Annotated in this window: 25 protein-coding genes and 1 pseudogene; 13 read left to right on the forward strand and 13 right to left on the reverse strand. The window is 69.9% G+C overall.

Annotation, left to right across the window (positions count from 1 at the left end):
• Positions 1–26 precede the first annotated feature (26 nt).
• From MTO99_RS11010 to MTO99_RS11025, 4 genes are all read right to left on the reverse strand, one after another.
• Positions 27–713 (reverse strand): Pr6Pr family membrane protein, encoded by a 687-nt coding sequence (locus tag MTO99_RS11010; protein ID WP_243553652.1) that lies wholly within the window; start codon positions 711–713, stop codon positions 27–29.
• An 11-nt stretch (positions 714–724) separates the two neighbouring features.
• Positions 725–1,126, reverse strand: a complete 402-nt coding sequence (locus tag MTO99_RS11015; RefSeq protein ID WP_243553653.1) for a hypothetical protein — start codon at positions 1,124–1,126, stop codon at positions 725–727.
• Positions 1,127–1,270: 144 nt separating this feature from the next.
• Complete coding sequence (locus tag MTO99_RS11020) at positions 1,271–1,687, reverse strand: hypothetical protein (protein WP_243553654.1); 417 nt, start codon at positions 1,685–1,687, stop codon at positions 1,271–1,273.
• A gap of 148 nt (positions 1,688–1,835) precedes the next feature.
• Positions 1,836–2,414, reverse strand: a complete 579-nt coding sequence (locus tag MTO99_RS11025; protein WP_243553655.1) for a hypothetical protein — start codon at positions 2,412–2,414, stop codon at positions 1,836–1,838.
• A 276-nt stretch (positions 2,415–2,690) separates the two neighbouring features.
• Between MTO99_RS11025 and MTO99_RS11030 the strand changes: the two genes are divergently transcribed.
• From MTO99_RS11030 to MTO99_RS11070, 9 genes are all read left to right on the forward strand, one after another.
• A complete protein-coding gene (locus MTO99_RS11030; protein WP_243553656.1) occupies positions 2,691–3,737 on the forward strand; it encodes a hypothetical protein in 1,047 nt (348 codons plus the stop codon).
• Entirely contained in the window at positions 3,734–4,156 is a 423-nt protein-coding gene (locus tag MTO99_RS11035) for a GntR family transcriptional regulator (RefSeq protein WP_243553657.1), read from the forward strand. The genes MTO99_RS11030 and MTO99_RS11035 overlap by 4 nt, the downstream gene beginning before the upstream one ends.
• Before the next feature lie 116 nt (positions 4,157–4,272).
• Entirely contained in the window at positions 4,273–4,902 is a 630-nt protein-coding gene (locus MTO99_RS11040) for a hypothetical protein (protein WP_243553658.1), read from the forward strand.
• Complete coding sequence (locus MTO99_RS11045; RefSeq protein WP_243553659.1) at positions 4,823–5,323, forward strand: hypothetical protein; 501 nt, start codon at positions 4,823–4,825, stop codon at positions 5,321–5,323. Before MTO99_RS11040 ends, MTO99_RS11045 begins: the two co-directional genes overlap by 80 nt.
• Before the next feature lie 134 nt (positions 5,324–5,457).
• Positions 5,458–6,459 (forward strand): type IV toxin-antitoxin system AbiEi family antitoxin domain-containing protein, encoded by a 1,002-nt coding sequence (locus MTO99_RS11050; RefSeq protein WP_243553660.1) that lies wholly within the window; start codon positions 5,458–5,460, stop codon positions 6,457–6,459.
• Positions 6,456–7,367 (forward strand): nucleotidyl transferase AbiEii/AbiGii toxin family protein, encoded by a 912-nt coding sequence (locus tag MTO99_RS11055; RefSeq protein ID WP_243553661.1) that lies wholly within the window; start codon positions 6,456–6,458, stop codon positions 7,365–7,367. Before MTO99_RS11050 ends, MTO99_RS11055 begins: the two co-directional genes overlap by 4 nt.
• A 356-nt stretch (positions 7,368–7,723) precedes the next feature.
• The gene (locus MTO99_RS11060) at positions 7,724–8,485 is read left to right on the forward strand and encodes a hypothetical protein (protein ID WP_243553662.1); all 762 of its coding nucleotides are present in this window, start codon (positions 7,724–7,726) and stop codon (positions 8,483–8,485) included.
• A gap of 3 nt (positions 8,486–8,488) precedes the next feature.
• A complete protein-coding gene (locus MTO99_RS11065) occupies positions 8,489–9,367 on the forward strand; it encodes a Fic family protein (RefSeq protein ID WP_243553663.1) in 879 nt (292 codons plus the stop codon).
• Between the two features lie 379 nt (positions 9,368–9,746).
• The gene (locus MTO99_RS11070) at positions 9,747–10,445 is read left to right on the forward strand and encodes a DNA alkylation repair protein (RefSeq protein WP_243553664.1); all 699 of its coding nucleotides are present in this window, start codon (positions 9,747–9,749) and stop codon (positions 10,443–10,445) included.
• A 38-nt stretch (positions 10,446–10,483) separates the two neighbouring features.
• Here MTO99_RS11070 and MTO99_RS11075 read toward each other — a convergent pair whose 3' ends face one another.
• From MTO99_RS11075 to MTO99_RS11100, 6 genes are all read right to left on the reverse strand, one after another.
• Entirely contained in the window at positions 10,484–11,167 is a 684-nt protein-coding gene (locus tag MTO99_RS11075) for a hypothetical protein (RefSeq protein ID WP_243553665.1), read from the reverse strand.
• A gap of 50 nt (positions 11,168–11,217) precedes the next feature.
• Positions 11,218–12,051 carry a hypothetical protein gene (locus MTO99_RS11080; RefSeq protein WP_243553666.1) on the reverse strand — a complete coding sequence of 278 codons (834 nt, stop codon included), beginning with the start codon at positions 12,049–12,051 and terminating at the stop codon, positions 11,218–11,220.
• Positions 12,048–12,395: a PadR family transcriptional regulator gene (locus MTO99_RS11085; protein ID WP_243553667.1), complete on the reverse strand. Its 348-nt coding sequence runs from the start codon at positions 12,393–12,395 to the stop codon at positions 12,048–12,050. Before MTO99_RS11085 ends, MTO99_RS11080 begins: the two co-directional genes overlap by 4 nt.
• Before the next feature lie 71 nt (positions 12,396–12,466).
• Positions 12,467–13,327, reverse strand: coding sequence for a sulfurtransferase (locus MTO99_RS11090; RefSeq protein ID WP_243553668.1), 861 nt, complete (start codon positions 13,325–13,327; stop codon positions 12,467–12,469).
• A gap of 41 nt (positions 13,328–13,368) precedes the next feature.
• On the reverse strand, positions 13,369–14,412 hold the full coding sequence (locus MTO99_RS11095; RefSeq protein WP_243553669.1) for a zinc-dependent alcohol dehydrogenase family protein: 1,044 nt from the start codon (positions 14,410–14,412) through the stop codon (positions 13,369–13,371).
• Between the two features lie 260 nt (positions 14,413–14,672).
• Entirely contained in the window at positions 14,673–17,165 is a 2,493-nt protein-coding gene (locus tag MTO99_RS11100; protein WP_243553670.1) for an HAD-IC family P-type ATPase, read from the reverse strand.
• 74 nt (positions 17,166–17,239) lie between these two features.
• Here MTO99_RS11100 and MTO99_RS11105 point away from each other — a divergent pair, with 74 nt between their 5' ends.
• Complete coding sequence (locus tag MTO99_RS11105) at positions 17,240–18,205, forward strand: DMT family transporter (protein ID WP_243553671.1); 966 nt, start codon at positions 17,240–17,242, stop codon at positions 18,203–18,205.
• Positions 18,190–18,894, forward strand: a complete 705-nt coding sequence (locus MTO99_RS11110) for an alpha/beta fold hydrolase (protein ID WP_243553672.1) — start codon at positions 18,190–18,192, stop codon at positions 18,892–18,894. The genes MTO99_RS11105 and MTO99_RS11110 overlap by 16 nt, the downstream gene beginning before the upstream one ends.
• 418 nt (positions 18,895–19,312) lie before the next feature.
• Here MTO99_RS11110 and ypfJ read toward each other — a convergent pair whose 3' ends face one another.
• The 3 genes and pseudogenes from ypfJ to pip form a co-directional block, all read right to left on the reverse strand.
• Positions 19,313–20,203 (reverse strand): KPN_02809 family neutral zinc metallopeptidase, encoded by an 891-nt coding sequence (gene ypfJ, locus MTO99_RS11115; RefSeq protein ID WP_243553673.1) that lies wholly within the window; start codon positions 20,201–20,203, stop codon positions 19,313–19,315.
• A gap of 67 nt (positions 20,204–20,270) precedes the next feature.
• Entirely contained in the window at positions 20,271–21,074 is an 804-nt protein-coding gene (locus MTO99_RS11120; RefSeq protein WP_243553674.1) for an alpha/beta hydrolase, read from the reverse strand.
• Positions 21,075–21,310: 236 nt separating this feature from the next.
• Positions 21,311–22,261: pseudogene (gene pip / locus MTO99_RS11125) on the reverse strand (prolyl aminopeptidase); the annotation flags it as partial.
• A gap of 394 nt (positions 22,262–22,655) precedes the next feature.
• On the opposite strand from pip, the gene MTO99_RS11130 reads away from it, so the two are divergent.
• Complete coding sequence (locus tag MTO99_RS11130; RefSeq protein ID WP_243553675.1) at positions 22,656–24,191, forward strand: sugar transferase; 1,536 nt, start codon at positions 22,656–22,658, stop codon at positions 24,189–24,191.
• Positions 24,192–24,827, forward strand: coding sequence for an acyltransferase (locus tag MTO99_RS11135; RefSeq protein ID WP_243553676.1), 636 nt, complete (start codon positions 24,192–24,194; stop codon positions 24,825–24,827).
• Position 24,828: the final 1 nt, after the last annotated feature.

Genomic DNA, 24,828 nt, shown 5'->3' on the forward strand with positions numbered 1-24,828 from the left:
TTGGTTGGTAACTGCCTGAGCGATAACTAGCCGCGCATGACCCGCTCGGAGCCGGAGGAGTCGATCGGGTAGAGGCCGTCGGGGGTGGGGCGCCAGAGATTCACTCGACTGGCTGCCCAGACCAGGGCACCCGCCGCGAGTACAGCACCGAGCAGCCCGAGTAAGTGCGCGCCGAGCGAGGCGAATCCTCGTTCGGGGAGGAGGAAGCCGTACGGCACCCACCCATCGGTCGCGCCGCGAACGAGAACGACGGTTACCCAGACGAGCGGGTAGACCACGATCAGCCAGAGCCGCCGCCAACGAAGCCGGGCGCGATCTGCAACGAGTATCCAATCCATGGTGACGATCAGGGGCAACACGATGTGAAGTACAGCGCTCACCCAGGCGGGAGCGCTTCCAGTTCCGGGTACAAGGGTGTTGTAGACGACTCCCACGACAACCAGGTAGGCCGTCGCCATCGCCCGCAGCAGATTGAGCCACCCGGGAATGGCACGCCTGCTCACCCTGAACGATCCGCTGACGATCAGCACGACACACACGAGGAGCGTCGTCTGGTTCGTGAAGTAGCCGAAATAGTCGAGCGGGTTGCTGTCTCCAACCGCGATGCGGAGCGCATAGGCGTAGCCGAGCACGACGAAACCCAGCGCAGCCACGGTGATCCGTGCCGGCCCGATCACAGACGCGAACGCGCGAAGCGCAAGACGCGACCTCATGCCGTCACTCTCTAGGTCAGCCACGCCCCACCGACCGGTCGGACGAGCAGCCAGCTCACAGGGAGAGTGACCAGCAGCATAAGAACGGCGCCTGTCAGTGTCACGACCAGGACGTTGAGGCGTGCCTGTCGAGCGAGCATTCCAGCGACGATCGTGCATCCGGTGAGGACAATCACTCCAAACGTCCCGGCGAGCTCCGCCTGAAGCATCGCTTCGCGGACGTGCCCCTGTGACGTCGGGTCTGAATTGCCGGCGTAGGTGCACGCAACGGCGATTCCCTCGATTGTGAACGCGAGCGGGAGCAGCAACAACGCCGCACCGATGCCGTACGTCAGAGCGAGCCGCCCCACGTGGAGATGGCTGACGGCCGGTCGAGGCCTGTTCTCCGCCATCGGTGAATCAATCTTGATCACGTCACGAACCTATCGGCCCGGAATCCCGCGGCAGCGTTTACGTGCGAACCCAAGTCGCTGAGTGGATCGTGCCGCGGACGTCCGAGTACCGGCCAACTTGCGAGGCGCGCTCTTGGCTGCCCACGGGGGCGTAGTTCAGCCATGTCATCCGCCTGGTGCGCTGGTGAAACTGAATGAGGCGCTGTCGCCGTCGAGTGAGGTGACAGTGACGGTATACGTGTTGTCTTCCTTGCAGTACACAACGAACGCATCCGTGGTGCTCGCGCCCGGCTCGACGACCGAGGGGAATTCTCCGATCGTGTACCCACTGACCTCCTTGGCGTCGGAGCCGTCGTTGAATGGAAGATCCCACTCGGTCCAACTTGAGCCGTCGAAGACGGCAATGTCGTCCTCGTCAAAATCGACAGGCCTTGTGCTGATGTTCTCGACTCTCACTCCGACTCCGCAGTAGCCGTCGAGGGACCACCTGATCTGATCAGCTGAGATCCGCAGGTTGGCTGTCTCGACTTCGGCGGGCGGTGTCTTCAGCTCGAGGAGGCTGCACCCCGTCAGCAGTCCCATGGAAACGAGCCCACCCAGCAAGGCCCCATTTGTTCGGGCGGCTAGTGGAAACCTTCGCGACATGGCCAGAGCGTATGCGATTTCCCGAAGTCGATGTTGAGCACATCAATCATGCGTGTCCAGAGAGGGACTCCGGTGAGGCGGATGGTTACCCGACAACGACGACGTATGCGTCGTGGGTTGCGGCCCAGTCGCTGGCCGCCGCGACCATCGCGTCTTTGTCGCTGTTGCCTACGAACTCCGCCCCGCCGGATTCGTCGAGGGAGGAGATCGTGTTCCAGACGCCGAGGTCCTGGTAGACGATGACGACGGGGCGACCGATCTGGTCCGCGTACGTGCTCGCCACCTCGAGGATACTTCTCCGGCCCGCCATGGGCGCGAACTCATCAACGGTCTGTGTTTGCGCCGCGCCGGGCACCGCGTCGGCGACGATCTGGTCGATGATCAGCTGCGGCAGGGGCCGCCCGGGCGTCAGCACGACGACGGTGCCATCGTGAAGGATGATGTCGCGAGGGGCGTGCCTCGCGAGCACTTGCTTCTCGAACTCGGAGAGCTCACCGTCCCCGTCTGCATCCCCCTTAATCGGCGCCGGATTCGCCGCGGCGGTCGCCTTCGGCGCCGTCTCGGCGCCGGCCAAGAACAAGGCGTCCGCAGCGGTACAGCCTGAAAGCACGGGCAGCACCAGCACCGCAGTGAGGGCGACACCGCAAATCCGGGTCGTCATCATGCGGCGAATCTATCGCCCGCGGCCAACTCTGCAAGCCGTGCGGCCGACAGCAATCGCGACACCCAGCCGCAGGCAAGGGTCGTCAGGCAGTGAACACGTTAGGCCAACCACGAGCATCATGCCGATCGCGACCGCCATGATGGGGTGATCGGAGTGATGCTCAGCGCCGGCTGCGAGGCGGGCGCGTAGAGGCCCCTACTCGGCGAATCTTGTACTCGTGCCTTGACACAAGTTGTGTTAGACATGTGGCACAACATCCGCCGTGATCGGAGTCTCATGCCGTACGACAAGATCGCCTCCATTGCCCCGCTCGATCTCATCGCCGCCGCGTTCTCGACGCCGTTGTTCTCGCTCGCCGTCGCTGCGGTCATCGCTGCGACTCTGCTCATCGTTTCCCGAATCCGCCGCGACCGCCAGACCGATCCACCGATCGCCTCGTCCGCGCTGGAGTCCGTCACCAAGCACTACCGACCAGAGCAGATTGCGGTTGGGGTCGGCGCGATCTCCGTGATCGCCGCCTTCACAATCGAGAACGTCGTGCGCGGGTACATGATGAATCTGGTCGACATCGTCGAGTGGTGGCAGTACGCGACACCGGTGTTCGCCGCGGCCGTCTGCCTCACGGCGGTGCTCGTCGTGATCTTGTTCCGAGGCTCAGTTCCACCGGAGCGCCCGGTCTTACCCATCGCGCGTCGCACGTGGACGAGCTTCAGTTCGAGAGGCGCTCTCCTCGGCGCGGGAGTGACACTCGCAGTTCTGCTCACCACGACGATCGCGGCGGGTCTGGCGTCATCCTCGGATGAGCGTGGTCGCTACATCTACCTTGAGATCGCCGTGCCGAACGTACCGATCGACCCACTGTGGCCATGGTTCTACGGTTGGTCGTTCGGCGTTCCTGTCCTCGTCTGCCTCGCTGCACTGGCCTTGGCGACCTGGGCGACGCTACGAGCAAACGCGACCCGGCCATTCCGGCGCCCGGAAACCGTGACTGCCGAGCGGGCGACCCGCGCTCAGATCGCCTCCGGGGTCGCACTCATCGCGACTGGAGGGATGCTGCTCGCCCTCGCAGGGGCTTGGCGGTTCATCGGCCGTTCGGGCACGATCTCTCAACTGATCGTCGGTGGTGACCAGCGGGACCACACCTATGAGCTGTCCTGGCGATACGCCGAGTTCGCCGCCGCGGGCGGATTCCTGGCACCGGCCCTCGAGATCACCGCCTTCGTGCTGCTTCTGGTGGTCGCAAGCCGGCTGGGACGCGCGAGCTCCAGTCATTCGACGGTCGAGACCACTCAGCAGACCCCCGACCCCCAGGTCGTGCGATGAGCGCCCAGCCCATCACACCCCCGACCGAAGAGGCGAGCCCCGCGCTCGGCATCTACCGCCAGTTCCGCGGCCTCATCGTTTCGGGACAACTCGGAGCGGGCGAACGACTCCCCACGGTTCGCCAGACCGCCAGTGACCTCAGCGTCGCACCGGGCACCGCAGCCAGGGCGTACAAGATGCTCGAACGCGACGGACTCGTCGTCACCCGCACCGCCGCAGGGACCCGCGTCGCTGCGCAAGCGGCGGTGCTCCCCGGCAACGTCGTACGACGCATCCGCGAACTCATCGCCGAAGCCGACGCCGCCCACGCGAACCCTGACGACGTCATCGACGTGCTTCGCCTCGCATGGCAGCCGAGTCTCACGTCGCCCGAAACTTCGAACTCACAAGTTCCGCCGAATGGAAGCTGGACACACTGATGAACGCCCAACCTGTCGATCCTGCAGCGATCAGCCTGCCGCCCACACAACCGCTCGACGTTACCGCCTACCTCCCGAAGCCCACCGACGAGCCGCCTGACTGACGCAACCATGGGTTGGTCGATGAGACTCGACGATCGCCGCCACGGCCCCGGTCTTGCGCAGAATGGCTCCTGAAGGGCGGAACTGGCGTCCTCGCCCGGGTCGCCTCGGGCCGATGCACCACGGACGTCGACCTGTTCCGAGCGAACTACACGCTCGACGGCGCCTTCGCAGAACTGATCCGCCTCGCCGCCATCGGCCTCGGCGACTGCTTCCGATTCGTCTACACGAGGCACCGGGCGGTCGTCGGCGGTGATCAGCAGACCTACACCGAGGGATGCGGCGTCGACGTCGACGTCGACATCGGTGCCGACCGCAAGGAACCGCTGCACGTCGACCTCGTCGCCGGCGTTATCGTGACGGACGAGGTGACGGTCGCGGCGCCGGCCAATCGCCGCGACCTGCCGCGGCTCCCGAGCAACGACTACCGTTTCTACTCCGTCGTCGACCAGAGCAACGACACCCCACCGCAGGCGGGGGTCGTCCCGCAGCGCGCTTGGAGGATGGGATCCGACGGGCGGGCCGGCGGCCGGTACGATTCACGCAACCTGTCGAGGAGGACGCTTGAAGAACATTTCCGTCGTCGGAACCGTGATTGTCGTATGCGGTCTCGCCGCGCTGTTCACCGGTTGCGCCCCCAGTGATTCGGTGGCCTCGGGCCCCCCGCCGGCCACCACCCCGGCAGGGATACCGGACCCGGTCGCGGGCTCGTCCGATGCTGACGCAGATGCATGCGCTCAGCTCACCGCTCCGATCTCCCTGGTTCAGAATGCGCAGCTGGCTCCTGACGGCGCCATGGACAAGGTCACGGCGCGTGGGTTGTACTTCACGGCGGGTTGGGAGTTCGCTCGGATCGGGAAGAGCATGACGGATTCCGTCCTCAGCACGCCCATCACCTCTCTTGAGCAGGCTTCCAACGCGATGAATATCGACATGCACGCCACTGACGACCCGTCGAAGTGGGCGGACAACCTCGACAAGCTGGATGCTGCGGTCCAGGAGGTCAACGCATTCTGCAGGAACCTCGACGAGAACTGGGGAACGCTCGGCTGGTACGGAGGATAACCATCCTGTGCGCGGCGAGCGGAACCGGTCGGGACGGAGATAGCTGCCGCGTGCGCAAGCGGCCGCATCACTCACTGAGCAGGGAAAATGCAATGACCTCTGCTTAACTCACGCTAACGCGTTAGAATTGCAGCATGAAGTCACGCGAGGCGCTCCGAGTGCTCGCCGAAGTGACGGAGTCCCAGTGGGGACTGGTCACGTCGGCGCAGGCGCTCGCGCGCGGCGTGAGCCATATGAACCTCGCCCGCCTGGCTGACGCAGGCGACCTCATTCGACTGGCCCATGGCGTGTATCGGGATGCCGGCGCGCCCGGCCCCGAGCATGAGGAACTGCACGCAGCCTGGCTCGCGACCGAGCCGAAACGGCTCGCCTGGGAGCGACTGTCGGATCGCACACCGAGCGCCGTCGTCTCTGGCGAATCGGCCGCACGTCTGCACCGCATCGGCGACCTGCGGGCCATGCGCAGTGAACTCACGACGGCAACTCGGCGGCAGACACGTCATGCCGACATCCGCTACCGAACACGCGAGCTTCCCATCGAAGACGTCACTGTGCGCGAGGGCCTGCCGGTCACGACCCGCGAACGCACGATTGCCGACCTCGTCGAAGCCCGCGAAGATCTCAGCAACGTCGGCAATGTGCTCCGCGATGCCGTCAATCAATCCGAGCTAGACACCGACCGGCTCATCGAACTGCTCGCGCCACTCGCCGCGCGGAACGGCTATCGCAAGGGCAACGGGACAGCGCTCCTCGCCGAGCTCTATCGAATTGCTGGAATCGATCGTGACAGTGTCATCGAGCAGATCGACGCCGTGCCTGAGCTCAGCACTCGCGTCATGGTGAAGAATCTGGAGCGACTCGCAAACCTCGACGTTTCCATGTTCCGGGATCCGGCGAACGTACAGCTGGCGATGACGCTGCAACCGGTCTTCGAAAAACTCATCGCCAAGTCGGAGGAGTTACGCCACGCGCTGGAATCCGTGAGTCCGAACGAAGATGAAGCCTCAGCTCTTGGTGACGGCCCAACCCTCGCAGAGATCCGCGAGATCGCGAATGTCATGGAGTCAACAGATTGGGCCGAACTCGCCAGCGCCCTGCGCCTCGCCCGAGCAGCCCAGGAGACCGAGCCCTCATGACCGAACCCGAGAAGTACGGCAGCCCCGCCGCCGTCGAGTCCGCGATCAACGCAGCGGCCCGCAAGGCCAGCGCAGCCGACCCGTCGCTCACTGTGCAGGAACGTGTTCGGCTCGAGTACTTCAACCGCTTCCTGAGCCGGATTTTCTCCGAGCCAGACAACCCCGGGTGGATGCTCAAGGGCGGCACGAGCATGCTTGCCCGGGTGCCCTCCGCACGCACGACGATCGACGTCGATCTCTTCCGCGCGAACCGTTCGATCGACGCGGCTCTGGATGACCTCCGCCGGCTCGCGGCCGTCGACCTTGGCGACTACTTCCGATTCGAGTACCTCGATCACACCAGCGCTGTCGGCGGCGGCCAGCAAACCTATACCGAGGGGTACGGAGTCCGCTTCGACGTGTACATCGGCATCAAGCGGAAGGATCCGCTGCACGTCGACCTGGTCGTCAACGTCCTCACCACCGACGATGCCGATGTCGCTTCCCCCGCGAACGCCCTCGATCTCCCGAAGCTTCCGAGCCACCCCTACCGCCTCTACCCGGTCGTCGACCAGATCGCCGACAAGGTATGCGCGACCCTTGTACGGTACAACGGCCACCCGTCCAGCCGCGAGAAGGATCTCGTCGACCTCGTCGTGCTCGCCGTCACCCAAGACGTCGACGCAGTCAAACTGCGGCGGGCACTCGAAGTTGAGGCGCGCAACCGGTCGCTGGTACTCCCCGCCGCGTTCACGGTCCCGGCGACTTGGGGTTCCCGCTACGCCAAACTCGCCGCACCTCTCCCTGCATGCAGCGACTTCCGCTCGGTCGACGCCGCGCTCGAACTAGTGCATATCTTCATCGACCCCGTACTTCGGGGCGAAGCATCCGTCCTCACGTGGTCGCCGAAACTGCTCGCCTGGAGATGAGCGTCCGCGCGGGGTTGCCGGACGCGAGTAACCCGCCGCTCGCGGCGGTCAAGCGAGCGGCTCCGATGTCCCACCCGGAAGAAGCAAGGTAAGCAGATCAGCCGATCTTGGGCCATTTGGGCCATTAATGGCGCAAACGTAACTGAAACCAACTGTGACGATTTCGCGGAATCCCTGATCAGCGCGATATCACAACCATAGGAACAGTGCCGAAAACCGCCCCAGGCACCGGATCGACGCCCGTCGGAGCCATGGATTCTTCCGAGCCCACCCCAGCGCGATGTCCACTAATTTGAACATGTGAGTACACTGTTCAGTTAATTGGATGCCTGCCAGAGCGAGGTGAGGTGAGTTGGATGAGCGTGTTCACGATCCGCGACGCCGTTGCGCGGATGCCGTACAGCAAATCGGAGTTGGCGCGTCGAGCTCACGTTTCGCGCACCACTGCACTCTCAGTGTCCGCAAACCAGTCACGCGCGCGGGTCGACACGCTCCGCGAGCTGGCACTCGCCCTCGGCTACGACATCTCCATCGAGCTCGATCGCGCAAGCGACCCACTGGCGGCGGCGGCAGCACGCGTCATGCTCGGGGAGACGGCTCTCCGCGAGATCCTCGAGGTTCGTGAACTCGACGCTTGGATCGCGCGACTGGAGCGCTACGTGGGGGTCGATGGCGCATCGGGTGAAGGCCTGGACACGCTTGCTGTCATCACCGAAGCAGCTCGCGTGTCGGGCGCTCATCACCGCGAGGGCGCGGTCATGTTCAGCGGCCGCAACGACGCCGACCGGCTGGTTTCGGCCGGTCGCTCGTCAGGCGCACGATGGGTGCTCTCGGGCTCTGCTTCGCTCGAGGCGCTCGGAGCCGACCCGGGCAAGACCGTCGTATTCTGGGCCGAGGACGCGAAGCACGTCGCGGAGTTGCTTACAGCCACACACCGCCAGGTCAAGATCCACGCGGCCGCCGACGTGATCGTGGCGCCCGCCCATCCGAGCGTGTTCGCGGGCTCGACGACGATCGAGGACGTGAACCTCGTGTCCCCGATGCAGGGGATCATCGACGCAGTCGCGATCGGCGGCATCGACCGCGAAATCGCCGAACAACTCGCAGGGAGTTGGTGAACGATGAACGCCGCAACGGATGAGCCGCGCGGCAGCGGCCCCGCATACGTACGGCGGCCTGCCGGTCGCGCACGAACTGGGTGGCCGGCGACTCAGAGCGGCACGTTTCCAGGCGACGAGCTCACGCGCGCCGAGAAGCTCGACCTGCTCGGCATCGACTGGGACTGGTCGGGCATCGACACGTCCGTGATCGGCGGGAGCGAAGGCGAACTTGCGGTCGAGCGATCGCTCGCGCGCTTCCGGGCCAACCTGGCGGTCATCGTCTGGGATGCCGCGCGGCTCGAGGGCAACACCTTCACGCTCCCCGAGGTGCAGACCCTCCTCGACGGCGTCACCGTCGAGGGCAAGAAGATCGAGGAGCAGCAGCAGGTGCTCGCTCTGAACGAGGCCTACAACGAGCTCGACCGCTTGATGCGGGCCGGCGAGTTCAGGGTGACCAAGGATGTCTCGGACAAGCTGCACGGGCTCGTCGCACGTCACGAAGCGATCGAGTCGGGACGTTTCCGCGGCGAGGGATTGGTGGACGGCGGCGGGTCGGTGCGGTTGTCGACCGGCGGTGTGGTCGACGGGCGGGCGCACGGTGATGGTGTGTGCGTGCTCGTCGAAGCGTTCAACGACCTGACGGACTACCTCGACGGCGTGAGCGACCCGCGTCAGAAGGCGCTGCTCTACGCCGCCTCGGCGACGCGGCACCAGTTCTACTTCGACGGCAACAAGCGCACCGCGAAGCTCATGGCGTCGGGAGTGCTCATGTCGGCGGGTTTCGACGCGATCTCGGTGCCGTACAGCCGGCTCTACGAGCAGAACGTCTCCCTCGACCGTCTCTTCTCGACCAACGACGCGACGGGCTACATGAACCTGCTCGCGGACTGCGCGCGGTGACGTCAAACGGAGCACGTGACGCTCGCGCACCCACTCGAACCCGGGGAAGCCCGGGCTCGCCTGATGCCGCGAGGTGACGACCGTCGCCAGGTCGCTCAACTCCGCGGGCATCGCATCGCCGTGGGTGGCCCCGAGGGCTTCGAGCTCCGCGCCGGTCAGCGCATCGGCCGGATCGACCTCGACGACATGGGGCACCTCCTGATCGGGGCCCGTCTGCGGACCGGATGCGCAGGCCGTCAACGCGGCGACACCGATCGTAGCCGCGACGACGGCCGCACGGTTGAGCCGTCGTCTGGTCGCCATGGCGCGATGCTCTCCGACGTGAGGTCCGAGCGAGGACTCCTCGACAGCACCGCCATCCACCGGCATGATCGAGCGCATGGTGTCGACCACCGCACCGGCCGCGGGCGGCCAGCCCGCCCCGACCGCCGCCGACGTGCGGCGGCAGCTCGAGGCATCCGCGTCGCTCGCCGAGCGCGAGAAGACGATGAAGCGCATGACGGATGCCGCGACTCCCGTGCTGGGCGTGCGCATGGGCACGGTGTTCGCCATCGCGAAGGCGAACGTCGGGATGCCGCTCGCCGAGGTCGACCGGATGCTCGACGACGACACGTACGAGGTGCGCGTCGCAGCGGTGAGCATCCTCGACTTCACAGCTCGGCAGCGGCGCACGACCGACGCCGACCGGCGGGCGATGTTCGAGCTGTGGATGCGGCGGCTCGACCGCCTCGACACGTGGGATCTCATCGACCGCGCGGCACCGCGCGTGATCGGCTGGTATCTGCTCGACAAGCCCCGCGACATCCTGTTCGAGCTCGCGCGTGACGAGGAGTGGTGGCACCGCCGCACCGCGATCACGGCCGCGTTCTGGATCATCCGCGCCGGCGACCTCGACGACCCGCTCGCGCTCTGCGAATTGCTCGCGGCCGACGCGGTGCACTTCGTGCAGACGAACGTGGGCGTCGCGCTGCGCGAGATCGGGCGGGTCGACCGGGTGCGGCTCGAGGAGTTCCTCGCCCGGCGAGGCGACGACCTCAGCGCGCACGCGCGGCGCACGGCGCGGTCGGCGCTCGGCTGAGGCATCCGGCCGCGAACCGCGCCGCCGCGAACCGCCCGTCAGTGCGCGTCGTCCATGCCCGTGACGTGCACCGAGCGGCCGTGGCATCCGGCCTGCTGCCAGTCGTAGTCCTCGCCGAGCGGTCGGTCGGCGGGCCCGTCGAGCGCTTCGGCGTAGGCCGGGTCGCTGTAGTCGTTCAGGTTCTCGCCCCAATCGCCCTCGACGCGCATCCAATACGGCGTGAATCGATAGCCGAAGCCCTTCTCGACCATGCAGTCGCCGTCGAGTTCAGCCTGTTTCAGCCAGATCTTCGCGTGGTCGATCTCGGCTTGCGTCCAGTCGGCGGGCAACGGAATGAGCGAGACGTCGGTCGTCTCGTCGTAGATGGGCGAACCGGCCGCGTTCAGGGCGACAGCGCCGGGCGGCAGCACCGGGTCGGCGCCCACCTCGCCCGCGGGTTCGGCGGCGCCGGCCCCCACGTCGGTTCCGAAGGTCGGTTCGACACCATCGGATGCCTCGGGCTCGGCGCTCGGAGCATCCGTCGCTGTGGACTCGGCGACCACCCGCTCGGCCGGCGGTTCGAGGCTCGCGATCGAGGCCGCAGCCGACGCGGCGAGCGTGACACCCGCGCCGAGCGCGACGGCGACGCCGACGGCCCCGGCGATGAGCGCGACGCGCGGTGCGCGCGACGGGCGGGCGTCGCGCCGGCGCTCGTCGTCGAGGAGATCCTGGAGGTCGGGCATGGCGGTCCTTTCGTCGGGCGGTGCGGCGAGCAGTTCGGCGAGCGGTGCGATCAGACGGTGACGGATGCCTCGGGGCGCCGCGGGCGCGACGACCACCACCAGTTGACGGCGGCCGTGACGCAGAGCACGGCGAGGCCGCCGCCGAGCACGTACGCGGCGGGTTCCCACCACGGGACGCGGTTGACGACAACGACCATCAAGGCGCTGATCCAGTACAGCGCCTGCCCGACGGCCGAGGGCAGCAGTGCGGCGGGCACGGCCAGCACGAGCGCGCCGAATGCGCGGCTGCGGCGGCGCAGCACCAGCAGTGTGGCGAGCGCGGCGACGGCGGCGAGGCCGATCACGGTCACCACGTCGGAGGGCACGTACCCGATGTCGCCGATCGCGAGCGCGCGCACGATGCGGAAGACGAGGAAGACGCCGGATCCGGCGAGCACCACGCCGACGGCGAGCACGGCCGACAGCAGCGCACCGTTCGTGCGGAGCGCGAAGCGGCGGTCCGGCTCCGACTGTCGCACCTGCCGGTGCCGCCAGGCGAGGTCGGCCGGCATGCCGAGGAGGCGGCGCCGGCGCACCTGCCGGGCGAGCGCCGCGGGCGAGAGCCCCTCCTCGGCGGCCCAGACGGCGTGCTCGTGCAGGTCGCTCGCGATCTCGTCCTGCCGGTCGGCGGCGACGCGCGCGTCGAGGCCCCGCGTGTAGGTCAGCGTCCAGCGCAGCACCCCGCGGGCGGCGCGGTGGAACTGCGGGCTGCGTTCGGGCGATCTCCCGAGGCCGGATGCCGCGGGGCGACGGGAGCCCGAGGCATCCGTGCTGCCCGAGGCATCCGGTCGCTTGGCCGTCGCCGTCGCCTTCGTGACCGGCACCACCGGTGTCGCCGCGCTCATGCGAGCCCCAGCCGGGGGGCGGCCGCCGCGGCGGCGCCGGCCCGCTGGGCGCGGGCGACGCGCGCGCCTTCGGCGGTCACGCGGTAGAGGCGCCGCCGTGGCCGGCCCTCGGCGGCGGCGCGCTCCACGGGCTCCCACTCCGACTCGAGCAGGCCCGCGTCGGCCATGCGCGAGAGCGCTTTGTACAGGGTGCCGTGCGCGGTGAGGGCGGAGCCGTCGCCGTCGGCGAGTTCGCGGGCGAGCCCGAAGCCGTGGAAGGCACCGCCGGCGGCTTGCAGCCGCACGCCGGCTTCGAGGATGTCGAGCTCGAGTGGGAGCAGCACTCCCGGTCGTCTGCGTGGCATGGATGAACTATAGGAAGATATCTTCCTATAGTTCAAGAGGCGATCGGATGCTCCGACTCGGCCGCGTCCGCTCAGCCCGCGTCGGCCCCGGTCGCCGCGGGTCGATCGGGATGATTCGACCACTGCGACCACGAGCCCGGGTACAGCGCCGGCTCGAACCCGGCCAGCTCGAGCCCGACCGCCGCGGCCGCCGCGTTCACGCCCGACCCGCAGTACACGCCGACCGGGGCATCCGGCCGCACGCCGAGCGCGTCGAACGCGGCGCGCAGGTCGTCGCCCGCGCGGAACCGCCCCGCCTCGTCGAGCATCGACGCCGCCGGTGCGTTCAGCGCACCCGGAATGTGCCCGGCGCGCGGATCGACGGGCTCGACCTCACCGCGGTACCGCTCGGGTGCGCGCGCGTCGAGCAGCGTCGCCCGTCGCGCGTGCTCGGCTGCCTCGTCCATCGAGAGCGTCGGCAGCGCCCCGTACGCGAGCACGACGTCCCCGGGCTCGGGCGCCGGCGGCGCACCCGCCTCGAGCGGCAGTCCCGCCGCCGCCCAGCCGGCGAGCGCGCCGTCGAGCAACCGCACCTCGGCCACGCCCGCGAAGCGCAGCAGCCACCACGCCCGCGCCGCCGACAGGTTCGACAGGTCGTCGGAGACGACGACCGGCTGGCCTTCGTGCAACCCCCACCGCCGAGCGGCCCGCTGCAGATCGCCGATCGCGGGCAGCGGATGCCGGCCGTCGGTCGGCTCGCCGTGACGCGCCAGTTCGTGATCGAGGTCGACGTAGACCGCACCCGGCACATGACCTTCGAGGTAGGCCGGGCGCCCGTCGGGCCGGTCGAGCCGCCACCGCACGTCCAGCACCACGGGCGGAGTCGGCGATGCGAGCAGCGCCGCGAGATCGCGGGGCTCGACGAGCACGGAGGAACGTTCGGGGCGGGGCATGGCCCGACCCTACCTCGCAAGCGAGCCGGCCGAACCGGTGCCTACAGCTCGACGACCGTCATGCCCGAGCCCTGCGCGCCCGCGGTGCCCATCTTGGCCAGCGCCTCGGGCACGTCGTCGAGGCGGATCGTGCGCCCGACGAGCTCGATCGGCCGGAACGCCTCGCTCGCCACAGCGCCCAGCATGTCGGGGTACTCGTGCGCAGCCATGCCGTGGCTGCCGAGCAGTTCAAGTTCGCCCGCGATCACGGCGTCCATCGGCATCGGCGCCGACGCGGCATCCCCCACCATGAGCCCGATCTGCACGTGGCGACCGCGCTTGCGCAGGCTGCGCACGCTCGCGAGCGACGTCTCGGGGCTGCCGTACGCGTCGATCGACAGCTCGACGCCGCCCTCGCTGATCTCGCGCACCCGCTGGGCGGCGCCCTCGCCGCCCTCCACCGGGATCGCGCCGAGCTTCTCGACGAGCGCCAGCGCGGCCGGCGAGACATCCACCCCGTAGGTCTCGACGCCGGCCGCGACGGCGATCATGATCGCCGAGAGGCCGACCCCGCCGCATCCGTGCACCGCGATGCGCTCGCCGGGCTGGAGCCGGCCGCGCGTGACGACCGCGCGATACGCCGTCGCGAACCTGCAGCCGAGCGACGCGGCCTCGACGAAACCGAGCGCGTCGGGCAGGCGGATGAGGTTCAGCTCGGCCTCGTGCACGATGACCTCTTCGGCGAACGAGCCCCAGTACGTGAACCCCGGCTGCTGCTGCTGGTCGCAGACCTGCTCGTTGCCGCTCAGGCACTCGGGGCAGCGGCCGCAGGCGCTGATGAACGGCGCGGTGACGCGGTCGCCGACGGCCCAGCCGCTGTCGGGCGACACCTCGGCGCCGAGCTCGAGGATCTCGCCGGCGAACTCGTGCCCCGGCACGTGCGGCAACCGCACCGTGTCGTCGTGGCCCATCCAGGCGTGCCAGTCGCTTCGGCAGAGACCGGTGGCGCGGACGCGCACGATCGCGCCGCGCGGCGGGCACGCGGGTCGATCGACCTCCACGACCTCGGGTTCTGAACCGAACTCGGTGTAGCGGACCGCGCGCATGCTCCTCCTCGTTCTACGCCCCAAGCGAGTATGCCGCGCCGGGCGCCCCGGCGCGCAATCCGCGCCGCCGCGTCCCCATCCCGCCCGGCCGGGCTCGGCCGGGCTCGGCTCGCCCGATGACCTGTACGCAATTCAGGCCGGGAGGTGTGTCGCGCCTGCGACACGCCGAGCGAACCCGCGACACGCCGTGCGCGCTCCTGAATTGCGTACAGGTCGGCGGGCCTGGGCGGGGGCGGAGGCGCGGCGGGGCCGGGGGCGGCTCAGGCGCGGCGGGGGAGGCGCGCGCGCTCGGGCTCGGCGATCTCGGACGCGGTGCCGAACCGGCGGCGATGCCAGAACCCGAGCGCCTCGAGCGCGATGATCGCGATCGGCACGACGATCGCCATGTCGATGACGGTGTCGATGTCGGGCAGCTCGAGCGCGAGGAACTCGATGGCGATCGGCACGATGAGCACGAGCACGAGCCCCGCGACCATCGCGGCGACGACGGCCGCTTTGATCCAGGTGAACGGCCGCGACAGCACGACCAGGATCCACAGCCCGATGCATGCGAGGGTCACCATCGACGCGGTCTGCACCTGCGACTCCGAGGCGTCGATCGCCCGCGCGTGCCCCGACACGTACGCGATGGACAGCGCCACGACGAGACCGGCGGGGATCGCGAACGACAGCGAGCGCTGCAGGAAGCCGGGGATGTACCGCCGGGTGTTCGGCAGCAGCGCGAGCAGGAACGCGGGGATGCCGATGGTCAGCCCGTCGGTGATCGAGAGCTGGCGCGGCAGCAGCGGGAACGGCCAGAGCAGGATCCCGAACAGCAGCGACATGGCGACCGCGTACGACGTCTTCGAGAGGAACAGCATCGACACGCGCTCGATGTTCGCGATGACCCGGCGGCCCTCGGCGACGACGCCGGGCATATGCGAGAACTTCGAGTCGAGCAGCACGATGCGCGACACCGCCTTGGTCGCGGCCGAGCCCGACTCCATGGCGATGCCCATGTCGGCGTCTTTGATGGCGAGCGCGTCGTTGACCCCGTCGCCGGTCATCGCGACGGTGTGCCCGTTCGACTTCAGCGCGCGCACCATCTCGCGTTTCTGCGACGGGGTGACCCGGCCGAAGACGTGGTGCTGTTCGAGCACCTCGGCGAGTTCGGCCACGTCGGTGGGCAGGGTGCGCGCGTCGTAGCCGTCGCCGGCGTCGATGCCGACCTCGCGAGCGACGGCGGCGACGGTGAGCGGGTTGTCGCCCGAGATGATCCGTACCGAGATGCCCTCCTTCGCGAAGTACGACATGGTCGCCTTCGCGTCGGGTCGCACGACTTCGCGGAAGGTCAGCAGGGCGACGGGTCGCAGGTCGGACGGCAGGCGGGCTTCGTCGGATGCCTCGGATGCCTCGGATGCCTCGCCGGGGGCGATCCCGGATGCCTCGGCGAGCGCGGCCTCGTCGACGACCACGCCCGGCGACCAGGCGAGCAGCAGGGTGCGCCGGCCGGTCGCGGCGAGCTCGGATGCCTGGGCGAGCGCCGGCTCGTCGGCCGGCGTGCGGCCGGCGAGCACGAACTCGGGTGCGCCGAGCACCCAGGTGCCCTGCGCGTGGCCGCGGAAGCTCGCGGCGCTCCACTTGCGCGCCGACGAGAACTCGATGCGCGAGACGGGCTCGAGGTGCGGCAGTTCGGTGAACTCGTCGGCGAGGCAGCGCGCGGTGGCGTTCGCGTCGGGCACCCGCCCGTTCCATGCGAGCACGTGCCGCCAGCCGTCGGGCTGGTCGTGGCCGATGGGGTGCGCAGCGTCGAAGCGGACCTCACCGCTCGTGATGGTGCCGGTCTTGTCGAGGCAGATCACGTCGACGCGGGCGAGCCCCTCGACGGCGGGCAGCTCCTGCACGAGCACGTTGTGCGCGCCGAGCTTCACCGCGCCGACGGCGAACGCGATGCTGGTCATCAGCACGAGCCCGAGCGGGATCATCGCGATCACGGCGGCGATCGACGCGGTGGCCGCTTCGTCCCAGGCTCCCGAGCGGAACGCCTCCTCCCAGCCGCCCGCGGCCTGCATGTTGGCGTTCACGACGATGAGCGCGATCGGGCCGATGCCCCAGGTGATCCACCGCAGGATGCGGTCGATCGAGCTGCGCAGTTCGGACTTCACGAGCGAGAACCGCTTGGCCTCGGCGGTGAGCTTCGCGGCGAACGCGTCGGCGCCGACCGCGGTGACGCGGGCGATGCCCTCGCCGCCGACCACGATCGAGCCCGACAGCAGCCGGTCGCCCGCGCCCTTGTCGATCGGCTCGGACTCGCCGGTGAGCAGCGACTCGTCGGCTTCGAGCCGCACGGCGTCGAGCACCTCGGCGTCGGCGGTGACCTGGTCGCCGCTGCGCACGATGAGCAGGTCGTCGAGCACGACGTCCTGCATGGGGATCTCGTCTTCGACGCCGTCGCGCCGCACGCGCGCCTTCGGCGCGTGCAGCAGGGCGAGCCGGTCGAGGGAGCGCTTGGCGCGGTACTCCTGGACGACGCCGATGATGGCGTTCGCGATCGCCGCGAATCCGAACAGCGCGTCCTGCCAGCGGCCGAGGAGGAAGAGGAACGCGAACGCGGTGATCACGATCGCGTTGAAGAGGGTGAGCACGTTCGCGCGGAGGATCGACCAGACGCTGCGGCTCGAAGCATCCGTCGAACGGTTCACGCGACCGTCGGCGACGCGCTCGGCGACCTCGGCCGCGCTGAGACCGGGCGCGTCGTCGATCGTCTGCGTCACCGTTCCCCCTCCGCGGTCGCTGCGTCGAGTGTCGCACAGATGCGTTCGGCGGTCGATTGTGGAACAATCCGTGGATGGGATACGTCGCCGCGGTGCTGCTCGCCGCGGTCTGCTTCGGCACGACCGGTACCGCGCAGGCGCTCGGCCCCGATGCCGACCCGGTCTCGATCGGGGCCGCACGGCTCGTGATCGGCGGCGGCACGCTCGGGTTGCTCGCCGCCGTCCAATGGTTCGCGCGACGGTCGGACCCGCCGCGACGGGTCGACGCGGCATCCGTCGCCGGAGCGCGCCGGACCCTGCCGACCTGGGCGTCGGTGCTGCTCGGCGCCGCGGGCATCGTCGCCTACCAGCCGGCCTTCTTCGCCGGCACCGCGGCGAACGGGGTCGCGATCGGCACCGTCGTCGCGCTCGGATCCGCACCGGTGATCACCGGTGCGCTCGACTGGCTCACCCGGCGCCGCTACCCGGGCAGCCGCTGGCTGGTCGCCACGGCGATCGCCACCGCCGGTGTGGCGCTGCTCGCCTTCGCCGACGGCGACCGCGGCGGCGACGCCTCCGCGCTCGGCCTGCTGGCCTCGCTCGGCGCGGGCGCCTCGTACGCGGTCTACACGCTCGCCGGCAAGGCGCTGATCGATCGCGGGTGGGGGTCGAACCAGAGCATGGGCGCGATGTTCGGCACGGCCGCGGCGGTCGGCGTGCCGATCCTGCTGCTGACGGATGCCTCATGGCTGACCACACCCGCGGGGCTCGCCATGGCGCTCTGGCTGGGGCTCGTGACCACGACACTCGCGTACGTCCTGTTCGGCGCCGGGCTCACGGGGCTCGTGCCTGCCACCGTGTCGACCCTCACCCTCGCCGAACCGCTGACCGCGGGCCTGCTCGGGGTGCTGCTGCTCGGCGAGCAGCTCACCGCCGGCGCCTGGGCGGGGCTCGCCGTGCTGGCCGCCGGCATCGTCGTGCTCGCCGTGCCCGCTGCAAGACGCGTTCCGGCGCCCGTGTCGGAGGCATCCCCTACCGTCGAGCCATGGACGTCATCCTGATTCCGGGCTTCTGGCTCGACGCCTCGTCGTGGAACCCCGTCACCCCGTTCGTCGAGGCCGCAGGCCACCGCGCGCACCCGGTCACCCTGCCGGGGCTCGAGTCGGCCGACGCCGACCGCTCGGGCATCGGCCTCGCCGATCACGTCGCCGCGGTCGTCGATCTCGTCGACCGGCTCGACGGCCCGGTCTCGCTCGTCGGCCACTCGGGCGGCGGGGCGATCGCGCACGGCGTGGTCGACGCTCGCCCCGACCGCATCGCGAAGGTGGTGTACGTCGACGCCGGTCCCCCGGCCGACGGCGACGCGATCAACGACGAGCTGCCCGTCGTCGACGGCGAGGTGCCGCTGCCCGACTGGTCGGTCTTCGAAGACGCCGATCTCGTCGACCTCGACGACGACCTGCGGGCCGAGTTCCGCGCGCGTGCCGTGCCCGAGCCGGCCGCCGTCACGAGCGACCCCATCCGGCTCGTCGACGAGCGGCGCTACGACGTGCCGGTCACGATCATCGCGTGCGAGTTCCCGAGCGCGTTGCTCGTCGAGGCGATCGCGGCGGGGCAGCACTGGGTGCGCGAGCTGGCGCGCATCCGGCAGGTCGAGTACGTCGACCTGCCCACCGGTCACTGGCCGCAGTTCACCAAGCCCGTGCAGCTCGGGCAGGCGATCGCGGCGGCACTGCCTGCGGCCGGCTGAGCGCTGCGGGCGCGGCGCTGCGCGGTTCGGGCTTCGAATACCAGTGGTCGACGCCTCGGGTGCAGGTGCACGTGCACGCGATCACGTCGTCGCCGTCGACCGCGCGGAAGAACTCGCGGTGCGGCACCGGGCGCTGCTGTCGTCGCATCGTTCGGGATCCCTCGTTCCGCGGGCCGGCCTCCGTGTCGGCCCGTCACGGTATGAGACGGCGAATCCGCGCGATCATGACGCGGCATCCCGAAATCCGCCGCGTGGGGAAGCGGCCGACGGGCGCCGGCGCGAAGGCGTCAGCCGGCGCGGACGCGTCAGGGGGCGCGGGCGCGTCAAGGGGGCGCGGACGCGTCAGGGGGCGCGGACGCGTCCAGCGGGCGCGGGCGCGTCCAGCGGGCGCGGACGCGTCAGCGGGCGCGCACCCGCGTCAGAGCGCGCCGGCCGACGGGCTGAACGTGTCGCAGGCTCCGGCTCCCTGGTCGTACCCCGTCTCGAACCACCGCATCCGCTGGTCGCTCGAGCCGTGCGTGAACGTGTGCGGCTGCACCTGCCCGCCCACCGCTGCCTGGATGCGATCGTCGCCCACGGCGGCAGCGGCGTCCAGCGCATCACGGTACTGCGCCGGCGTGATGGGCTGCAGGAACGGCTCGCCCGAGGCATCCGTCGTCGTGGAGGCCCCCGCCGCCCACGCACCGGCGAAGCAATCGGCCTGCAACTCCACCCGGACCGAGTTCGACGCCGGCCCGGTCTGCCCGTCGCGGGCCGCATCCAGAATGCCGGCGAGCTGCTGCACGTGGTGCCCCCACTCGTGGGCGACGACGTACATCTCGGCGAGCGGCCCGCCGCTCGATCCGAACCGGGTGCGCAGCTCGTCGAAGAACGACACGTCGAGGTAGATCGTCTCGTCGGGCGGGCAGTAGAACGGGCCCGTGGCCGCCGTCGCCGAGCCGCAGCCGGTCGAGGCCGACTGCTCGAACATCACCAGATCGGTCGGCGACCGGTACGCGATGCCGATGGCGGGCGCCTCATCGACCCAGAAGTCGTCGAGCGAGGCGGCCGCGCCCTGCATGCGGCACTCGACGTACTCGTTCGCGTCGGCCCCCGTGACGCAGTGCTCGAGCGATGATTCTTCGCCGCCGCCGCCCGCGCCGCCGTCGACACCGCCGCCGACGAACTGGGTGAGGTCGACGCCGAACAGCTGCGACAGCAGGAACAGCGCGACGATGCCGATCCCGCCGCCGCCGACCGCGATGGCCGTGCCACGCCCGCGCTTCGACGCCCGCCCGCGGCTGATGTCGGAGTCGGGATTGAACGTCATGCTCCGACGGTACCGCTCTGCCCGTCGCCCGACGAGTCCGGCGAGCGGGGTTGACGGCCGCGCCGGATCAGGTCTCGAGGGAGGCGGGCACGCCGATCACCTGAGCGACCGCCTCGGCGATCTCGCGCCGCGCAGTGTCGCTGTCGACCGTCGCCTCGCCGTCGCCTGACTGGGCTCCGTAGTCGCCGAACGAGGCATGGTTGAGCCCTGGCAGCACGAAGACGGCGGAGCTCTCGGGCAGGTTGCCCGACGCGGCGACGATCTCGTCGGGGGTCGAGAGCCCGTCGAACTCGCCCGCGAACGCCACGGCGAACAGGTCGGTCTGCGACAGGTCGTTCGCGCAGTAGCTGCCGAAGAGGATGACGCCGACCACACCGGCATCGGGGGCATCCGCGCCGCCGGCGAGCTGGCAGGCCCGCACCCCGCCGAGCGAATGCCCGCCGACGTACCACCGGTCGATGCCGGGCACCAGCGCAGTGAATGCCGAGACCGGTCGGGTGTCGAAGAACGCGAGGTTCCACGCGGGCCGCGGCACGACGATCGTGAGCCCCGTCTCGGCGGCGACGCCGCTCAGCTTCCACAGGTAGGCGGCCGGCTCCACCCGAGCACCCGGAAGGAACACGAGGCCGTCGCCGCTCGCGTCGGCCGGGGTGATGACGAAGCCGTTGCGGGCGCCGTCGAACGGCCCGTCGCCGAGCGGTGCGATCGCGACCGCCTCGTCGCGCCACGCGGCGATCACCGCCGACCGGTCACCGGTGCGGACGGTGTGCGCCCACGCCGCGAACACGACGACGGCGAGCACGAGCACCGTGACCACCCCGGCGCCGATGCCCAGGGCGAGGCGCACGCCGCGCCGTTCGCCGGCGCTCATGCGCGCTCGGGGTCGGCCGGGTCGTCGGCCCCGTCCGGCGGGTCGGCCGCCTCGGCCGACGCCGTCGATTCGGGCCAGCCGGATGCTCCGCCGCTGCGCTCATCCGCGGCATCCGGGCCGTCCGCACCATCGACGATCCCACCGGATGCCTCGGGGTCGTCGTCGTCCGGAGCATCCGATTCATCCGGAGCATCCGATTCGGCCGGAGCATCCGGAGCATCCGCTCGTCCCACCGTGGCGAACCGATCGGTCGCCTCGATCAGCGCATCGAGGATGCCGGGCTCGTCGAACGCGTGACCCGCATCGCCGATGATGCGCAGCTCGGCCTCGGGCCACGCCTCATGCAGATCCCAGGCCGTCATCATCGGCGTGCACATGTCGTACCGCCCCTGCACGATCACCGCGGGGATGCCGCGCAACCGCGACGCGTCGCGGATGAGCTGACCCTCGTCCCACCAGCCGCCGTGACGGAAATAGTGGTTCTCGATGCGTGCGAACGCGGTCGCGTACTCGGGCGAGGTGAACTTCGCGATCGTCTCCACCTGCGGCAGCAAGGTGATCGTCGACGACTCCCACCGACTCCACGCGATCGCCGCGGACTGGTGCACCTCGGGATTCGGGTCCCGCAGCAGACGGCCGTACGCCTCGATGAGATGGGTGCGCTCGAGCACCGGGACGGGCGCGATGAAGTCCTCCCACAGATCGGGGAAGATTGCCGACGCACCGCCCTCGTAGAACCAGTCGAGCTCGCTGCGCCGCAACGTGAAGATGCCGCGCAGCACCAGCTCGGTCACGCGCTCGGGATGCGTCTGCGCATACGCCAGAGCGAGGGCGCTGCCCCACGACCCGCCGAACACCTGCCAGCGATCGATGCCGAGATGGTCGCGCAGCCGCTCCATGTCGGCGACGAGGTGCCAGGTGGTGTTCGCCGAGAGGTCGGCGTCGGGTTCGGAGGCGTGCGGGATCGAGAGCCCGCACCCGCGCTGGTCGAACAGCACGATGCGGTAGCGCTCGGGGTCGAACAGGCGCCGGTGCTCGGGCGTGGTGCCGCCCCCGGGCCCGCCGTGCAGGAAGACCACGGGCTTGCCGCCCCGTGCGCCCGAGACCTCCCAGTAGATGTGCTGTCCGTCCCCCACGTCGAGCATGCCGGTCTCCAGCGGCTCGATCTCCGGATACAGGTCCCTCATGCGGCAACGGTAGTGCGGGCGGCCGCTCCGCCGTCAGATGCCGCGCCGCGAGCGGCCGCGGCGGGGCCGCGCACGAGGGCACGATGCGACTCCCCGCGCAACGGGCCCCCCGGACTGGGGGAAGCCCTCGGGAGGTCCATCGCAGTACTGTCGCCAGTAGCCGCAGGGGGCCCGATCCGGTTCAACCGGTGCGGTGGAGATCGGCCGGATGAAGCGTCCCGCCTCCCGCAGTGAAGACAACCCGAAGCACTGCCCGAACAACCCGAAAACCCGACTCTCTCAGCTCAGGGAGTGACCCGATGAGCCCCCGAATCACGCTGCCCGCCGGGGGGCCGGCCGCATCGCGGCCGGTCCCCCGAAGCAGCCGTTCGAGCGCCTGCGGCCGGAGGCCGGCATGAGCGTGATCTCGAACGGCTTCGCAGAGTTCGAACCGCGACGCTCCGGTCTCGCCGGTCTGGACGAGGCGTCGACGCGCACACGCACCCGGCGGCAGCGCGAGCGACGGGCCGACGTGCACCGCCGACGCCTCATCACCTCCGACCTCGCGGTCGTGCTCATCGCCGTGGCGGCGGGCGTCGCCGTCCCCGTGCCGCAGGCGGCCGTCGCCGCCGCGTCCGCGACGGTCAACGGCGTGTCCGTCGTGTCGGTAGCGGCAGCCGCCCTGATCGTCGTCGGCTGGCTCGCGCTGCTCACCGCGATGCGCTCGCGCGACCCGCGCGTGCTCGGCATCGGCGTCACGGAGTACAAGCGGGTCGCCAACGCCACCCTGCTCGCGTTCGGCGTGCTCGCGACGGTGTGCGCGCTCGCGCCCATCCCCGACTCCCGAGGCCTGCTGCTGGTCGCGCTGCCGTTCGGACTGCTCCTGCTGCTGCTCGAGCGCTGGCTCTGGCGCAAGCGGCTGTTCGTCGACCGGGCCGCCGGCCGTTATCTGTCGCGCGCCATCGTGGTGGGGCACGAGGACGACGTGCGGTACGTCGTCGAGACGATCGGCCAGAGCTGCGGTCCGCTGTTCTCGGTCGAGGGCGTCGTGCTCGATCGTTCCGATGGCACCGGCGGTTCCGTGCGGGTGGGCAGCCGGATCATCCCCGTGATCGGCGAGCTCGCCGATGCCGCCGCCGCGGCCGCCAGGGTCGGCGCGGAGTCGGTGATCGTGGCGGGCCAGCCGTCCGGCGGGAGCAACTACATCCGCTCCCTGGCCTGGTCGCTCGAGCCGATCGGCTCGGAGCTCGTGCTCTCGAGCCGGCTCGTCGACGTCGCGGGCCCGCGCATCCACTTCCGCCCCGTCGAGGGCCTGCCGCTGATCCATGTCGAGACGCCTCGGTTCGAGGGCGGCAAGCACGTCCTCAAGCGCGGGTTCGACATCCTCGCGGCCGGATTCGGGCTCCTGCTCATCACGCCCCTGCTCCTGGTGATCGCGGCGGGGATCAAGCTCGACGACGGCGGGCCGGTGCTGTTCCGCCAGCGCCGGATCGGCCGCAACGGCGAGACGTTCGAGATGCTGAAGTTCCGCTCGATGGTGACCGATGCCGAGGCGCGACTCGCGACCCTCCAGGCGCGCAACGACGGCAGCGGGCCGCTGTTCAAGCTGAAGGACGACCCGCGGATCACCCGCATCGGCGCGTTCCTGCGTTCCCACTCCCTCGACGAACTGCCGCAGCTCTGGAACGTGGTGCGGGGCGACATGAGCATGGTCGGCCCGCGTCCGCCGCTGCCGAGCGAGGTCGCCGAGTACACCTCCGACGTGCACCGCCGGCTGTACATCAAGCCCGGCCTGACCGGCCTCTGGCAGGTCGGCGGGCGTTCGGATCTCTCCTGGGAGGAGGGCGTCCGACTCGACCTCTACTACGTCGAGAACTGGTCGCTCACGGGGGACCTGATGCTGATCTGGCGGACGCTGAAGGTCGTCTTCCATCCCGAAGGAGCGTACTGAGTGAGCACCCATGATCCGTCCACCTTCGACGTCGCCGAGGCTCCGATCGTCCGCGTCGCAGCCTCGGCGTCGATCGACTCGACCGCGATCATCGGCGACGGAACGACCATCTGGCACCTCACCCAGCTGCGCGAGCACGCCGTCATCGGCGCCGACTGCATCATCGGACGCAACGTGTACGTCGGCCCGGGCGTGGTGATCGGCGACCGCTGCAAGGTGCAGAACAGCGCACTGCTCTACGAACCCTCGGTCCTCGAGGACGGCGTGTTCGTCGGGCCGGGCGTGGTGTTCACGAACGACGAGTTCCCCCGCGCGGTGAACCCCGACGGCACGCTGAAGTCCGCAGACGACTGGACGCCGGTGGGGGTCACGGTGCGCACCGGCGCCTCGATCGGCGCCCGATCGGTCTGCATCGCGCCCGTGACGATCGGCGAGTGGTCGCTGGTGGCGGCCGGGGCCGTGGTGACGACCTACGTACCCCCGTTCGCCCTCGTCGTCGGCACGCCGGCCCGCCGGGTGGGTTGGGTCGGACGCGCGGGCGTACCGCTCGTGCCGGTCGGCGACGACATCTGGCGGTGCCCGCGCACCGGCGCACGCTACACCGAGACCGCTGACGGGCTCCGCGAGGGGGAGTGAC

It is taken from the genome of Agromyces larvae (assembly GCF_022811705.1).
Classification (GTDB): domain Bacteria; phylum Actinomycetota; class Actinomycetes; order Actinomycetales; family Microbacteriaceae; genus Agromyces; species Agromyces larvae.

Bases quoted from the DNA above. Each gene is read 5' to 3' on its own strand.
- MTO99_RS11010 (WP_243553652.1), bottom strand. From the start codon at position 713: ATGAGGTCGCGTCTTGCGCTTCGCGCGTTCGCGTCTGTGATCGGGCCG.
- MTO99_RS11020 (WP_243553654.1), bottom strand. From the start codon at position 1,687: ATGGGACTGCTGACGGGGTGCAGCCTCCTCGAGCTGAAGACACCGCCC.
- MTO99_RS11025 (WP_243553655.1), bottom strand. From the start codon at position 2,414: ATGATGACGACCCGGATTTGCGGTGTCGCCCTCACTGCGGTGCTGGTG.
- MTO99_RS11030 (WP_243553656.1), top strand. From the start codon at position 2,691: ATGCCGTACGACAAGATCGCCTCCATTGCCCCGCTCGATCTCATCGCC.
- MTO99_RS11035 (WP_243553657.1), top strand. From the start codon at position 3,734: ATGAGCGCCCAGCCCATCACACCCCCGACCGAAGAGGCGAGCCCCGCG.
- MTO99_RS11050 (WP_243553660.1), top strand. From the start codon at position 5,458: ATGAAGTCACGCGAGGCGCTCCGAGTGCTCGCCGAAGTGACGGAGTCC.
- MTO99_RS11055 (WP_243553661.1), top strand. From the start codon at position 6,456: ATGACCGAACCCGAGAAGTACGGCAGCCCCGCCGCCGTCGAGTCCGCG.
- MTO99_RS11060 (WP_243553662.1), top strand. From the start codon at position 7,724: ATGAGCGTGTTCACGATCCGCGACGCCGTTGCGCGGATGCCGTACAGC.
- MTO99_RS11065 (WP_243553663.1), top strand. From the start codon at position 8,489: ATGAACGCCGCAACGGATGAGCCGCGCGGCAGCGGCCCCGCATACGTA.
- MTO99_RS11070 (WP_243553664.1), top strand. From the start codon at position 9,747: ATGGTGTCGACCACCGCACCGGCCGCGGGCGGCCAGCCCGCCCCGACC.
- MTO99_RS11075 (WP_243553665.1), bottom strand. From the start codon at position 11,167: ATGCCCGACCTCCAGGATCTCCTCGACGACGAGCGCCGGCGCGACGCC.
- MTO99_RS11080 (WP_243553666.1), bottom strand. From the start codon at position 12,051: ATGAGCGCGGCGACACCGGTGGTGCCGGTCACGAAGGCGACGGCGACG.
- MTO99_RS11085 (WP_243553667.1), bottom strand. From the start codon at position 12,395: ATGCCACGCAGACGACCGGGAGTGCTGCTCCCACTCGAGCTCGACATC.
- MTO99_RS11090 (WP_243553668.1), bottom strand. From the start codon at position 13,327: ATGCCCCGCCCCGAACGTTCCTCCGTGCTCGTCGAGCCCCGCGATCTC.
- MTO99_RS11095 (WP_243553669.1), bottom strand. From the start codon at position 14,412: ATGCGCGCGGTCCGCTACACCGAGTTCGGTTCAGAACCCGAGGTCGTG.
- MTO99_RS11105 (WP_243553671.1), top strand. From the start codon at position 17,240: ATGGGATACGTCGCCGCGGTGCTGCTCGCCGCGGTCTGCTTCGGCACG.
- MTO99_RS11110 (WP_243553672.1), top strand. From the start codon at position 18,190: ATGGACGTCATCCTGATTCCGGGCTTCTGGCTCGACGCCTCGTCGTGG.
- ypfJ (WP_243553673.1), bottom strand. From the start codon at position 20,203: ATGACGTTCAATCCCGACTCCGACATCAGCCGCGGGCGGGCGTCGAAG.
- MTO99_RS11120 (WP_243553674.1), bottom strand. From the start codon at position 21,074: ATGAGCGCCGGCGAACGGCGCGGCGTGCGCCTCGCCCTGGGCATCGGC.
- MTO99_RS11130 (WP_243553675.1), top strand. From the start codon at position 22,656: ATGAGCGTGATCTCGAACGGCTTCGCAGAGTTCGAACCGCGACGCTCC.